This is a genomic window from Vibrio sp. FE10 (assembly GCF_030297155.1).
Classification (GTDB): Bacteria; Pseudomonadota; Gammaproteobacteria; order Enterobacterales; family Vibrionaceae; genus Vibrio; species Vibrio apostichopi.
This window is the reverse complement of sequence record NZ_AP028068.1, coordinates 738,663-753,642: the sequence shown is the minus strand read 5'-3', so window position 1 is coordinate 753,642 and position 14,980 is coordinate 738,663. Positions and strand designations below refer to the sequence as shown.

Below are 14,980 nucleotides of genomic sequence, written 5' to 3'. Positions count from 1 at the left end.
CGAAGGCTATGAAGTCTCGGCTCTCGCTTTTGCTGTTGGTCCTCACCTCTTTTACCTCTGCGGCACTCAATAAGAGTGACCAACGTTGGATTGATGCTGTCTCTGAAACTTATGGAGAGAGAGCCGCTAAGCGAGTCACCACATGGCGCTCAAATATTGCGGCCTATGGTGGATTGAGCGAAAGGGAAAAACTCGAATCCATTAATCAATTCTTCAACCAAATGTACTTTGTCGATGACAGCATACTTTGGGGAAAGAACGATTACTGGGCAACGCCACTGGAGTTCTTAGGCAGTAACGCGGGTGACTGTGAAGATTTCACCATCGCGAAATACTTCTCTTTGCTCGAACTGGGCGTGCCAGACAAAAAATTAAGATTAGTGTACGTAAAAGCACTCGAGTTAAACCAATTCCATATGGTATTGGCGTACTACTCGAAACCAAGTGCAGAGCCACTAATTTTGGACAACTTAAACCCTGAGATAAAACGCGGTTCCAAGCGCGGCGACCTACGACCAATTTACAGTTTCAATGGTAAAAACCTTTGGTTGATCAAGTCGGCAGCAGGCAGCGGTAAGTTAGCAGGGAAATCTTCAAGATTGAGCTTATGGAACGACTTACGTTCTCGTGAGCGCTCTCTAAAATTAAACAAACCCATTATCAATTACGATGAGTAGGTACAATGACTTTATATAAACAGCTTGTGGTCGGGATGGTTGCAGTGTTCATACTGCTGATGACGTCAGTTTTTATGATCGAATTCAATACCACCCGTGGATACTTAGAGGAGCAGCAACGCTCTGAGGTAAGTAATACCATTAATACTGTTGGACTGGCTCTCGCCCCTTACCTAGAAGAAAAGGACAAGGTGGCAGTGGAGTCTGTTATCAACGCCCTGTTTGATGGCAGTTCTTACTCCGTCGTTCGGTTGATTTTTCTAGACACCGGAGACGATATTCTTCGCTCTTATCCTGTGAAATCAACAGGAGTGCCGGAATGGTTTACGAGTTTAAACCTATTTGAACCCGTGCATGACCGCCGCGTGATCACCAGTGGCTGGATGCAACTGGCAGAAGTCGAGATCGTGAGTCACCCTGGTCCTGCTTATGATCAACTCTGGCAAGCATTCACTCGCTTACTGACCATCTTTGGATCGATCTTCTTACTGGGTTTGATCTCTATCTCTTGGATCCTTAAACGTGCGCTGCGCCCTCTCTCATTGATCATTACCAAAATGGATCAGATCGCCAAGAATCAGTTTGGTGAACCATTGGTTCGTCCGAAAACAAAAGATTTGATCTTAGTGGTTGATGGTATTAACCACATGTCTACTCAAGTTGAATTGGCGTTTAAAAACCAAGCCAAAGAAGCACAGAAGCTACGTGAACGCGCGTATATCGACCCTGTATCTCAACTGGGTAACCGCGCTTACTACATGTCTCAGTTAACTCAGTGGTTAGAAGAGTCAAGTTTGGGTGGTTTGGCGGTACTAAAAGCCGAGTTTATTAGTGAAGAGTACGATGAAAAAGGCTATCAAGAAGGCGATGCCTTAGTTCACCAACTGGCTGAACAGTTACAAGCGTCAATTTCATCGCCAGATATCACCATCGCTCGTATTTCGAGTGACGAGTTTGGCTTCATTATGCCAAACATCGACGAGAGCGAACTTAAACTCGTCGCGAGCAGCATTGTAAACTGCATTCAAAACCTAGGTTCAGATCCAACCGGTATGGCGAACCCACACATTGCGCTTGGTGTGACATACAGCAACAAACGTAAAACCAGTACCGAAATCATGTCGCTGGTGGATAACGCGCTCTCAAGTGCCAAAGCGAACCGTGAACTTAATTATGGCTACGTAACAGCCGACGATCATGGCGCTGTGATGGGTAAACAACAATGGCGTATGTTGGTTGAAGAAGCGATCATCAACGACCTAATCACCTTCCGTCTTCAGGCTGCAAACAATGCCTTTGGCAAAACGTATCACCAAGAGGTGTTCTCTGCGATTGAGAAAGACGGTGTTCGTTACGGTGCTAACCAATACTTGTACGCACTAGAGCAGCTTGAAATGAGCCATATTCTCGACCAATACGTTATCGAGAAGATGATCGAAAAGCTTAATGCGAAAGAAGTCACAAGCCCTGTTGCTATCAATATCTCACCAAGCAGTATTTCTCAACCAAGCTTCATCCGTTGGATTGGTAAAACCCTTGAGCAAAATGCCTCAATCGCTCACCTACTCCACTTTGAGATTCCAGAAAACTGTTTCATCAACGTTCCGCATTACACCGCGCTGCTGTGTAACACCATTCGCAACGCAGACGCGGTGTTTGGTGTCGATAACTACGGACGTAACTTCCAATCATTGGATTACATTAACGAGTACCGCCCGAGCTATGTGAAGCTGGATTACCTGTTTACTCATAACCTTGATGATGAAAAACAGAAATTCACATTAACGTCGATCTCAAGAACGGCTCATAACCTTGGCGTGACGACCATTGCGTCACGAATTGAAACTCAGACTCAGCTTGATATTTTGTCTGATAACTACGTAGAAGTGTTCCAAGGCTTCATTGTTGATAAATAGTAGTAAGGTTATATCGCATGCAAGATCCACTATTGAACTCACTGATCTACGTTAGCCGATATTACGGGTTAGCTAACTCGCCCGAAGCATTGATCAATGGGCTGCCACTATCCGATGGAAAGCTCACCCCTTTCCTATTCCCTCGCTCTGCTGAGCGTGCGGGATTAGTGGCGAAAGAAAACCGTTCCGACCTAGAAAGCATTCCTCATCTTATTTTGCCTGCTGTTTTACTTCTCAAGCAGGGCGAGGCATGTGTTCTTAATAGTATCGATTTAGAAAAACAAGAAGCAGAGATCATCACCGCGGAAAGCGGGATGGTACCGATCGTCATTCCAGTTGAGGAATTGAAAGAACAGTTTATTGGCCGCTATTTCTTGGTCAAAAAACAGTTTCGTTACGATGAGCGCTCACCAGAAATTCTAAAAACACGTCAAGGTCACTGGTTCTGGAGCACCATTTGGGAATCGAAAAACATCTACCGAGACGTTCTGATCGCATCCATCTTGATCAATGTCTTCGCCATCGCGGCACCGATGTTCACTCGATTGGTGTACGACAAAGTGGTACCCAACCTCGCCTTTGAAACCTTATGGGTGTTGGCGAGCGGGATCTTTGTTGTCTTCCTTTTCGATCTGCTTTTGAAATTGATGAGAAGTTACTTTATTGATGTTGCGGGTAAGAAGTCAGACATTCTGATCTCATCCAAGCTATTCAGTAAAGTTCTCGGCATTCGTATGGAAGCAAAACCGGCTTCGGTCGGTGCTTTTGCGAAAAACCTCCAAGAGTTCGAATCGATTCGTGAATTCTTTACGTCTGCGACGATTGGCTCGCTAATCGATTTACCATTCGCTCTGATGTTCCTCGCTCTAATTTGGTTAATGGCCGGAAATCTGGTGTTTGTTCCTGTGGTTGGAGTTGTCGTTCTGATCATCTATGCGTTATTAATCCAAGGCCCGCTGCGTCGAACCATTGAAGAAGGTTCACGCCTTGCTTCTCAGAAATACGCAAACTTAATCGAGAGTCTGGCGGGTTTAGAAACCGTTAAACTTTTTAGCGCTCAGAGCCAATTCCAATTCCGTTGGGAAGAAGCAGTAGCGCACATGGCGAATTGGAACATCAAAAGTCGCCGCATTACTGACAGCATCCAAAACACCGCAGGCTTTGTTCAGCAAAGTACCAACGTCGGTATGATCATTTTTGGTGTTTATCTGATTGCTGAAGGCGAACTTACGATGGGTGGCTTGATTGCTGCAACCATGTTGAGTGGTCGTGCGATTGGGCCTCTTGTTCAACTGTCATTGCTTTCGACTCGTTACAATCAGGCGAAATCTTCGATGACCTTAATCGAACAAGTGATGTCGATGCCTGACGAGCAGGAAGAAGGAAAGCGTTATATTCACCGCCCTATCATTCAAGGTCGTATTGCACTGGATAAAGTAACCTTCCATTACCCTGATTCTCCTGTCGCGTCAGTGAGAGATTTGAGCCTAACCATTACACCGGGTGAGAAAGTAGCGATTATCGGCCGTATTGGTTCAGGTAAAACAACATTAGAACGCTTGATAATGGGTCTCTATAAGCCCACAGAGGGTCATGTACGTATTGATGACACCGACATGGAGCAACTTCACCATGTCGACGTACGACGCAATATAGGCTGTGTACCGCAAGACAGTAATTTGTTCTACGGTTCAGTGAGAGACAACATCACATTAGGTCGTCCACTGGTTGATGACCGCGATGTTATGGATGCCGCTAACCGCGCAGGCGTTACTGCTTTCACTCAGCAAGATCCTGCGGGCTTAGAGCGCCAAGTCGGTGAAGGTGGTGGATTGCTATCTGGTGGTCAACGTCAGGCTATCGCGATTGCTAGAGCCTTCCTCGGTCGCCCACCAGTACTCTTGATGGATGAACCAACCAGTGCCATGGATAACCGTTCTGAAATGCACATCAAGCATCAGCTTAGCCAACTGTTACCTAGCGAGACTTTAATTCTGATCACGCACAAGACTTCGATGTTAGACATTGTTGATCGAGTGATTGTGATGGAGAAAGGCAGCATTATTGCCGACGGTCCGAAAGCGCAAGTGCTGTCAGATCTCAAACAAGGTCGAGTAAGAGCAGCAAGCTAGCACAAACCGTTGAAGCTAAGTTATTAAATCTGAGCGGTTAAATCAAAACCGTCAGACCAAAACATCTAGAACTATAAAAACCGAAAGGGGAGCATCAGCTCCCCTTTTTTTATCTTCAAATATTGGTATCTATCCGTACCTTCGCATCGCTGGTCTTCAATAAGCTATTTGTAATAAGCGATCGATAGTAAGCCGACTTCAACGGGCAACCTACAAAGCAATATCTTCTTGTTCCATCTTGAACGAACATTGAATCTCATATTGATTGAACGAGAAAACACTGCCGCCATGAGTTCGCTTGGTCGTCACTGTTTCATCACCAAATTGAATCGTGACTCGAGTATAGACTTTCTCATGGGCCTCTACCGTGCACTCAGCAAGGTGCGTTTCAAATTCACTCTCTAACATGTCCAACTGCGATTTGGTGTTCTCGATTGCTAGATTGTTCTTTTCTCTTTGCTGTTCAATCAACAAGGCTTGTTCTTCACTTCTTTGAGCCTTGGGCTGCTTTTTAAATTCTAATTCCTGACGAATCACATCCATCGTCTTTTCTTGAGTTTGTTTATAGGTTTCTTTCAGCTCAGCAATCTTTTGTCGGTAACCATCGTAACGCGCAAAACCGTGAACCTTAGTAGCAGTATCCCCTTCAACACCTAAGAAGACACATTCTACTTTGCCACCTACTTTAGCTTCTCCGCCACTGAGCGTGCCATGCTTCTTCATCGTGTCCATCACGATAAGGTCATGCCCACATCGAATCTCGTTACCCATGCTGTGGACACCAAGACGAAGATCGGTCCCCGTTTGCAACTCTGCATTTTGAGCATAGCCGGCAGTAATAGAGCCTTTAGTGAATACCTTGCAACTCTTGGGCTCACCCTCTTTTGTGGTGTGACCAATAATTCCTTTCGCTACTTTGATATCTCCTTGCGCTTGAACCTCGGCCGATTCAATAAAACCGCCAACCGTAATGCATCCTGTCGCCTTAACAATCATCCCCGGTTCAATGTTTCCAGAGACGAACACATTGCCTTTAAATTTAACGTGGCCAGTAGACACATCAACGTTGCTCACACATAAAGCATCATCAACTTCGATACTGCGTTCTTTAATGATCGGCAAGCCGGGGCATGAAGCGAGAAGTAAATTAGGATCGTCAGGAGAAATGTAGGTGCCCTTGCCAGGCTTGATTAAACTGTCTTGTCCAGGAAGCGGTGGGATGATTCTACCTTGCACGGTAAAACCAGCAATGCCTTTAGTGGCGGGAGTACGCTTCATCAAGTGATCATTTTGACCGACGGTAATGGTTTCACCCAAATCTCGCATATCAATCTTGCCAGCGTCTTTGCTGCGCGGCTTCAATACTTGACGAGTAATGTCTTCAACCAAGGCGGCAAACTTCGCGTCCTTGCCCTTTACGGGTTGTGTACCTTGCGCGACGGGCTGAGTAAACTTTTCACCAGGTTTGAGCTTGCCACTCATCACCAGTACTTTTCTGAGCGCTAACTTATTAATGCCCTTAGTAATGTGAGCTTGAGCTAAACAGTGAATGATGTCGCTACCGCGCAGCGGGTGTCCATTGTACGGGCCAGTAACAACTAGACTCGCCAGCATCTCATCATCAGACAGTTCGACCGCGACACTTGCATTGCGAACTTCAGCAATCAAGATTCCCTCATAAGCTTCACCCTTACCTTCTTTAGCCAGAGTGACAAAGCGCAGTACCTCTTCTTCGAAAAGAAAATAGTTAGATGCATTCAAAGCTTCCAAGGCTGGTGGCAATGTCTTGTTATCAAAGCTTGCGTCGACCACAAATCCAGATGGCAAACGCGCGACCACCTGCAGCTTATCTTCTGACAATGTAACAATGTTATCCCACATTCGAATCGAGTATCCCTAATGACTCAGTTGTTATTCAGTCTATATAATTCGTTCTGAGCTTAGAATCACCACATTAGAATAATCAGCGTCACATCACTTACTTTCGATTGTGCAAACATGACTCAGAAATAAGACACACGCATTTTATGAGCGGGCTCACCTTTACAATCATAATCAGCGAATTTTTAGAGAAATTTTGGAATAGAGCTCTAGAAGCGGACAATGGGAAACAGAACATAACTGCCGTTTAATTTATACGTTATGAAAGCCTGAGATCAAGACACCAAACAGGCACTCGACAGAGTGATGATGAAAGTCATCAATGAAACCAAAATGAGTAGATCGGCATTAGATTCAATCGGGCTAGTTTAAATCTAATAGACCTGCGTTCAAACCAACAAGCTGAGAACACTTGGATTAGAGTTTTCAGTTTTGGGGTTTCTAGAGCGCTTTAAATATTGTGGGAAAGCGAAAGAGCTTGGGAAAGATTTTAGAAGGGTGTGACCGAAGAAGAAGAAGAAGAAGAAGGCACGCAACAGGCCTCAGTTTACAGTGTAAATCGCCATTTCGGATTTACACTGTAAATTAATCTAGAAAATATCTCTGTCTATTTACACTGTAAATTGGACAACAAGAACGAGATATCTTGTCGAAGTTGAACTTCTGCTTGCTTACGCCCAACAAGATTGAACTGTTCAACACAAGTCCCCCATCCTTTTTGTTGCACCACTTTAGCAATCAACAAATCAGAGATAGCCGAACAATCAGTATTACGATGTTGGCGTTCAAACTTAATTGGCTGCTCTGTTGATGACGATGAAGACTCGCGCGACAGTTGAATGTTACTCGCTAGAATTAGTTTCAACGTAATGAAGCCGATACTGTCGTAACTGTTTCCGCCTTCTACATAGTTGCAAAGCAACTTTTTTTCTAACTCACTAACTGACAGTGACTGGCTTGGTAATAGAGCGCGAACCATATCAACCTCAAGAGAAGTTAAAGAGCCAGAGACGAGAAAACAAAAGCCTTGCTCAAACTGAGACTGCACTGGAACGATCCAATTGTTAGTACTAATACCGAGTGGCTTGACCATCAACAAAGAATGACAGCCACTCGCCTGATCTCTTTGATGCCCAATATGCACGGGAGCAAATTGGCTACGTCGCCAGAAAGAAACCAACTCGCTGGTCGCCCCAAAACTTGTCGCCAGATAATCGATATCTGAGACTTGCATCGATAGCTGATCAAGCATCCAACTTCCTAAGCCTAAACCTTGATGATCAATTGAAACCGCAATTCTCATAACGCGCATACAACGGCTTGTTGCCGCTTCAATAGAACCGAGCTGATTCGCTAACAACACTGGCGCGAGATGTCCTTGAGGTCTGCGCTTTCCTGTTTGGATCTGAGCAATTAGATTTTTATCTAAACCGCCCTCCTCCGTCACCAACATACAACCAAGACATTCATCTTGATGCCAAGCCGCATACAAATGAATTGCTGGGTTATTGAGAAACTGCATTAAGTCATTGGGCGATGTCTGATAATGAGCGTCGACTAAAAGAGAGAAACACTGCTGAAGCTTTTCAGGATTCGCTAGACACTCGGTTTTAGATAGCTCGACTAGGTTAAGTTGGCTGAGCACCTCGTCAGAAAAATCACCAGCCTTATGAACAACAGAACTACTCGATAAAAACTCGCCACTCAGAAGGAAGCAATCAAACAACCAACGCTCTAGAGGGTCGTGATTATTCCAACGGATTGGTTGCTCAAGCTTATAGCCTTTCCATCCGGGACGACGCTCAGAAAGCCAAGCCTCAAATTTAATTCCAAACCCTCGCCCACTTCCTTCGTATCCGTGAACCGTGGTTGAAAAAACCATACGGTGATAACTGCCAACCAAAGATTTAAGCATCGGGATTGGAATGGCAGCCGCTTCATCAACTAATAACAAATCGCAATCGGGCTTAGATTGGAGTAATTCATCTGGTGCGACAAATCTTAGGCTGCCGCCTTGATGGCAAATGTGAGTAGCATTGATAACTTCACAAGGTTCTAGACGTTGGCTTGCGTGAGTAAATACCGGCTCAACCGCTTTAACAGAAGGTGCCGTAACAATGATATTTAGCCCGTGGCGTTCAACCAAAAGCTCCGCTGATGCGATACCTAATGTCGAACTTTTGCCACGACCTCTGTCTGCAGTGAGAATCAAAGGACGCTTTCGATGTCCAGAGACGACTTTCTTAACTAACTCTATTGCTGTCTTTTGTTGTTCAAATCTATCGAAACAATTCGGTTGGGTTAATTCTTCAGGCAAAGGGTTACGAGCATAGAGTTGTGTCAGCTGTTCATCGTCTTGTGAAACAGAAAACAGTTTGGCAAAGTTGGACGCTAACCAACGTTTTCCAAAAGTAGAATTCAAACCCTCTTCAGATTCATCTGATTTGTGCGGGATAACCAACAACAAGCCGCCACCGACTAACGCACCCAGTGCTGCACTAAAACTGTTGGCATCAAACTGCTCTCTAAAATCACAAACAAGAAGTTGGCATTCTCGACCTAGGAGTTGTTGCCCCTTTTTAACAGGAACATGCGTTACCGATAGAAAAGGCGAACCACCGATCTGGAAAATTGTTTGTGCTGAAGAGGTATTAAGAAAGCTTTGAATCGTAGCGTCTTGCCAATCACTATCACCAGAAAAGACAACACCGTAACGGTGCTGATTATGCTCGGCGATTTGGGAAAGAGTATATAGAAAAGTATTTGTAGAGTTCGTCATAATTAGCGTCCAGATTCATCTAAACACAGTTTATCACAGCCAAATAAAAAGCCGCATAAAGCGGCTTTAGAGTCATTCGATAGCTTGTAAGATTAAGATAGTTTGTAAACTTAATCGAGTTTTGATTGAACGAAGCTTAAGATTTCTTGCATCGTCGCATCATCCACTTTCTTAAGATTCAAAGCTAGATTTGAACCTTTTCGGCTATAAGAAGCGCGACCTTTGATAAGCTCAACTTTTGGAGAGACTTTCTTCGCTGGCGCAGGAGCCAATTCAAGAATCCAACCTTCCAATGTTTCGGTCACGTCTTTCGTTAAACGCGTAACACCTTGTGCTTCGCTACGCTGCCAAACAAAACCTTCAGAAGCATCACACTTGGTCAGTAATGTTTGTTGCTGTTCACGCGTTAAGCCACCAAATTGTTTGTGCAGTTTAACAATCGTCGGACGGCCAAGATCGCTCACATTTGGGTAAGCTTGAAGTAATTCAAGTGGTAAAGCCGCCGCTTTTAATGCGCCACTCACTAAAGCTTCACTGCACTGGAACATTTTCGCGAGTGCTTTTTGGTCTTCAGCTTCGCCTTTATCCAGTTTCGCTTGCATCTCTTTGCCCTTCTCATAAAGAGAAAGTGGTTTATGAGCGTTAGCAACGTCTGATAAGAACTTAGCGTGTTCGCCGTTAATGTTTTCCGCTACGTAAATTAGGAACTCTTTGTCCGCTAAAATACATGACATACGACGACGGCTACCATCAAGAACTTCAATCTTACCGTCTTTATTCTTACGACCAACCGCTGGATATTGCTGGCCGCGTTCTTTTAACGTAGTCAGAACATCAGAAAGAGCATGTTCGTTTAAGAAAGATTGCTCACGAGCATTGTCTTCAAAAACAACCGTTCGAGTCGCAACATCAGCCGCAGGAATTCGAACCAATTCAAATGAAACCAGCTCTTCGCCCGCAACAGAAAGCTCAATCACTTGAGCCTGTTCTTTTGCTGCCGTTTGCGCTTCTTGTGGTGTTGCTACGCGGCGTTTGTTTGCTTTACCAAATAGCTTTGCATTTAAGTCAGATGTTTTAATTGCCATTTTTGTTATCCCTGATTAAGTGAAGGCCAGTTGCTATGTAATACTCGCTCTAATTCTAGAGCACTTTTTTGTACCGCGTCTTGAGCGACCGCTAGGGTTTTCTTACCGCCCTCAAAGTCGCTTACCGTCAGGTCGAAAACCGTGCTGTAAGTATCTGCACAAGTTTCAAAGGCACGGCTTCTTGGAATGGTTGCCATCATTACTTGGTCATTCAACAGGTAGTTCATCTCAGTTAATACTGATACCTGCTTCTTGTTATCGTCTTCAAACATGGTTGGCATTAGGCGAACAAACTCAAGCCCTTTCCAATCATCAGGGAACATCTCGTACACGGTTGGTAAATGTTGGAAGAAGTTAACCGTTGAAGCCCAGTCCAAACGCTTTGCTGCACATGGGATTAGAAGTGCATTCGATGCGTACATCGCGTTCCACACTAGCGGGTCAACGTGCGGGCCGGTATCGATCATAATCACATCAAAATCATCGGCGATTTTATCGATAAGCTTCTCTTTAAGAAGACGAACGATATCAAGTGACTGATCTTGAGACAGGCTTTGCCACGCTTCAGCGTTAAACATCGCATCTTCTGGGAACGCCGAAATCGTCTTTAGATTCGGATATTGTGTTGGCAATAGTACGTTCTTACGAAGGAATTCAAGATCAACATCTTGGCCTTCGGGCACGTTGTCCAACATGATATCGACTGCAGAATAGATGCTGTCGTGCTCTGCACCACTGATTTGTGGGTTTAAGAACAGACGCAAAGAGCCTTGTGGATCCAAGTCAATCAAGCAGATACGGTAGCGCTTATCTAAATTCAGAGACAAGCAAGCCGCTAGATGAACCGCTGTCATTGATTTACCCGTACCACCCTTTTGGTTCTGTACGTTGATAACCCATGGTTTGTTATCGACATGCTGCTTACGTTGGTGGAACTTTGGCACTTCAGCCGCGTCCATCAGCATGTGAGCTTCGGTCAATGAAATCGAGTAATGATTGGCGTTGTTCTTTGTAAACTGATGATCATCCGCTTCAAGCTTGTTGATTGCCTCATCCAATTTTCGACGAGTTAAGCCTGAACGTGTCTCCATCATAGCTTTAGACATTGGAGGGAAATGCTCATCACTTCGCTCTTCCAGAATAATCTCAATTCGGTCAGCCTGAACTTGTTGAGTTTGTTCGGCCAGCTGATAGAGCTTATCAATCGTTTGTTCTCTTTTCATTGCCAGTTTCCGTAATGATTAACTAAGTACAAATTGTACAGCGATTAACAACAAACACAACAAAAACATGAACATACATTTATGAGTAAAATCACATAAAATAGACTGTATTTTTACAGTTTGATGAAACAACGGCTAATACGAACACAAAAATGACCTTTTTTGTCATGTATAACCGTGCTATTTATGCCTTACATTTAAAATGTTACAGCATCACTTATTTACAATGTAAATAGAATTTCAGCGAAAAACCTTCGGAACGATTGAAACACAAGCATAGATTACGGTTCGTGTGATTTGCATTCGAAATTGATAGATTTTCAACCAACAAAGAATAAAACCTAAAAAATCGCTTGGTAAATAAAAAACAAAGCGAAGATGAGACGTCACTAAACAAAAGAGAATTGAGCCTCAACCGGAAGAATGATCATGGGATACATAACTCGTAAGAAAATTGATAACTCCATATTATGAAGCATGATCAAGGTGTAAACTCATCAATATTGATCCGTATGAATGCCTGTTCGAAATGATCAACCTCCGGAAAAATGATCAAGTAAATATCGTTCCGGAAGCATATAAATTTAGACCTAACTTACGGACAAATGCTTTTGTAATGGGGATTCAAGCTCTATAAGGCCTGATTGGTTGGAAATTCAATCGACACAGAATGGAAATGCAGAAACATGACAATTTCATGATCATGCTTCCTGATTTATTGTCTTGCGAGCTAAAAGTCCCCAACCACTGACTGTGTGACCAATCTCGACCAATTTTTAAACATAAAAGGGGAGGAACGATATAAAAGCCCCTTTACTTGATCATTGTTCCGATAAAATACCTAACGAAAATATCCACATTGGTGATTTAAAACTCGTCGATCAATTCTGGACTGTGGATAAGCTGTATAAGTATAATGATCATGCTTTCGAACCAATAATGATCATGCTTACAATTACTTAATGATCATCGTTCTGATGTTCTGTGATCATGCTTTCTTATCTTTTATGATCATCGTTTCGTTATCTTTATGATCATGCTTTCCAAGCAGATTTTTTTTAACACTTTAAATTCAGCAACTTAAAAGCAAATGATAGCCCGGATCATTAGATCACTTAATCATTTAAGATCATATTAATCAGAAAGATCAGTTATTTAAAAGCCAATAAATTCTCTTTATTTATGATCATTCTTTCTTTATCATTCAGGAACTATAGTGAAATTACGGTTAGTGTGATACGGATCAAAAATGAAACCAGAAGAGAAATTGTTAATTAAGGCACGAAGCCACAAAGATGGTCATTTATTTGAGGTATCTGAAACAGCCGTTGAATGGATAGAACAATATCAACACTTCAAAGGGGTCACGAAAAGCATCGTTGAGCTTCTCAACCTAATTTCACTTCGCGGGTTTAGCAGCAAAGATGGATACGTTTCAACGACTGAAATTATCGAATCAACCGATGGACAAGTTACACGTGCTGCCTTGCAACAAAGACTCAGAGCCGCTGTAAACATCGGACTTTTCAAGCAAATCCCAGTTCGCTTTGAAGAAGGCCTGGCGGGTAAAACCATGCTACATCGCTTTGTTAATCCCAATCAGTTGATATCAGTGCTCGGTGCCACCAGCTTAGTGACTGAAAGTGTGAAACAAAACGAAAAGCAAAAGCGTTCTAAAGCCCTCGCTCAAACCAAAGTAAACAAACGTTTATTGAATGAACACGGTCTTAATACTCCACCAACGATGAAAGATGAAGCGGATCAATTCATTGTTTCGCCAACTAATTGGGCTGGTATTATTGATCAAGCGTTAGCGCCACCTAGAACCCGTAAGAGCTACCAGAAATCGATGGTTTCGATCTCAGGAACTCGAGCGGTGATCGAAACACGATCTTCAAAAAACATTATGACCGTTGATGATCTGATGACGTTATTCGCGTTATTCACGTTAACGGTTCAATACCATGATCATCATCAAGACGATTACCATCTGGATGCGAAGCACACTCCGAACAAAACACCGCTCTACATCACGGATATTCTTTCATTACGTGGCAAAAAAGACAGTGGCCCGGCTCGTGACTCTATCCGAGACAGCATTGACCGCATTGAGTTTACCGATTTTCAGTTGCATGAGCTTACTGGCCGTTGGCTTAGTGAGAACATGCCAGAAGGCTTTAAGAGCGACCGTTTCCGATTCTTAGCTAGAACCATCACTGCATCGGAAGAAGCGCCTACAGAGGGCTCTGACGGCGAAATTCGCATTAAACCGAACCTATACATCTTGGTATGGGAGCCATCGTTCTATGAAGAGCTGCTCACGCGCGATTATTTCTTCCTGTTCCCACCAGAGATCCTGAAGCAGCATACCTTGGTCTTCCAAATGTATTCTTACTTCAGAAGCCGTATGGCGCGTCGTCATTCTGATTGCATGCTATTGAGCGAATTGAATCAAAAACTGGCGCGTAACATTGATTGGCGTCGTTTTTCGATGGATCTGATCCGCGAACTGCGAAAGCTGGGTGAAGTAGGGGAGCAAGAAGATACCTTCCTCGTTAACTTGTGGGGCTACCATCTGACGATCACCGCGTTGATCGAAAAAGGCAAGACCACCGATTATCAGGTCGATATCAAATGTAACGTTGAAGAAGTACTGCGTTACTCAAGAGCGCGCACCACCAACGCAGGTAAGCGAAACATGGCGCCAACATTGCCGAACCCACTGCGCAATGAAATGGTGTCTAAGCAAAAGCTGGAAGAGTTATCTGAAATCATTGATGGCGAATTTGAGCCTATTCAGCGCAAAGCCCCTTCACCTAGAGGCAAGCTAGGGCGCAGAGTTAAACAACGTAAGCACTCTGTTGAGATCAATGCAGACGAGATCATGATAACCTTATCTAAATATACCTCTTCAGAGGCCCTAGAACGCAGTATAACGGCTTTATCTGCAATGACCGGGCACTCTCATGCCTCAATCAAAGAAGAGTGCTCAGAGCTCATTGAGAAGCTTGATTGGTTAAGAGTTGGAGAGGATGTGATTCCTTACGAAACATTGAGTAAGTTGATCGAACTCTACAACGACCGCGATAGCACCAGTAATCGACACCTTTCAATTGAGCGTCTTATTTCTGGCTTGGCCGTGCGCCGTAAGGTATGCAAACAAGTTCATGAAGGCCACTTGGACGAGAATGTGTTCTTAGCGCTCGATGAAATGGCGATCGGTCACTAATCGTGAGTCCTATAATCGTTGCTGAATGGATGATCTGAACATCATTAGGTGCTGATAA

The 14,980-nt window shown here is 43.8% G+C and carries 7 protein-coding genes and 2 pseudogenes; 4 read left to right on the top strand and 5 right to left on the bottom strand.

Translation table 11 applies throughout. The features are described from left to right. The first annotated feature begins 8 nt into the window (after positions 1-8). From QUF19_RS20400 to QUF19_RS20390, 3 genes are read left to right on the top strand one after another with little or no spacing between them, the layout of a single operon-like run. Positions 9-677: a transglutaminase-like cysteine peptidase gene (locus QUF19_RS20400; RefSeq protein ID WP_029223589.1), complete on the top strand. Its 669-nt coding sequence runs from the start codon at positions 9-11 to the stop codon at positions 675-677. Between the two features lie 5 nt (positions 678-682). After that, the gene (locus QUF19_RS20395) at positions 683-2,593 is read left to right on the top strand and encodes a bifunctional diguanylate cyclase/phosphodiesterase (RefSeq protein ID WP_286302800.1); all 1,911 of its coding nucleotides are present in this window, start codon (positions 683-685) and stop codon (positions 2,591-2,593) included. A 17-nt stretch (positions 2,594-2,610) separates the two neighbouring features. Then, a complete protein-coding gene (locus tag QUF19_RS20390; RefSeq protein ID WP_102434504.1) occupies positions 2,611-4,725 on the top strand; it encodes a type I secretion system permease/ATPase in 2,115 nt (704 codons plus the stop codon). Between the two features lie 210 nt (positions 4,726-4,935). On the opposite strand, the gene QUF19_RS20385 is transcribed toward QUF19_RS20390, so the two are convergent. The 5 genes and pseudogenes from QUF19_RS20385 to QUF19_RS20370 all read right to left on the bottom strand — a co-directional run bounded on the left by QUF19_RS20385 (position 4,936) and on the right by QUF19_RS20370 (position 11,693). Next, on the bottom strand, positions 4,936-6,606 hold the full coding sequence (locus QUF19_RS20385) for a flagellar assembly protein A (protein ID WP_286302797.1): 1,671 nt from the start codon (positions 6,604-6,606) through the stop codon (positions 4,936-4,938). Between the two features lie 607 nt (positions 6,607-7,213). After that, a pseudogene (locus QUF19_RS20380) lies at positions 7,214-8,890 on the bottom strand (GNAT family N-acetyltransferase); the annotation flags it as partial. A 225-nt stretch (positions 8,891-9,115) separates the two neighbouring features. After that, positions 9,116-9,385 (bottom strand): annotated as a pseudogene (locus QUF19_RS26500) (tRNA(Met) cytidine acetyltransferase TmcA domain-containing protein); the annotation flags it as partial. Positions 9,386-9,495: 110 nt separating this feature from the next. Continuing rightward, complete coding sequence (locus QUF19_RS20375) at positions 9,496-10,470, bottom strand: ParB/RepB/Spo0J family partition protein (RefSeq protein ID WP_286302794.1); 975 nt, start codon at positions 10,468-10,470, stop codon at positions 9,496-9,498. 5 nt (positions 10,471-10,475) lie between these two features. Further along, on the bottom strand, positions 10,476-11,693 hold the full coding sequence (locus QUF19_RS20370; protein WP_286302791.1) for a ParA family protein: 1,218 nt from the start codon (positions 11,691-11,693) through the stop codon (positions 10,476-10,478). 1,249 nt (positions 11,694-12,942) lie between these two features. Here QUF19_RS20370 and QUF19_RS20365 point away from each other — a divergent pair. Beyond that, the gene (locus QUF19_RS20365) at positions 12,943-14,922 is read left to right on the top strand and encodes a replication initiator protein RctB domain-containing protein (RefSeq protein WP_017111265.1); all 1,980 of its coding nucleotides are present in this window, start codon (positions 12,943-12,945) and stop codon (positions 14,920-14,922) included. The last annotated feature ends 58 nt before the right edge of the window (positions 14,923-14,980 follow it).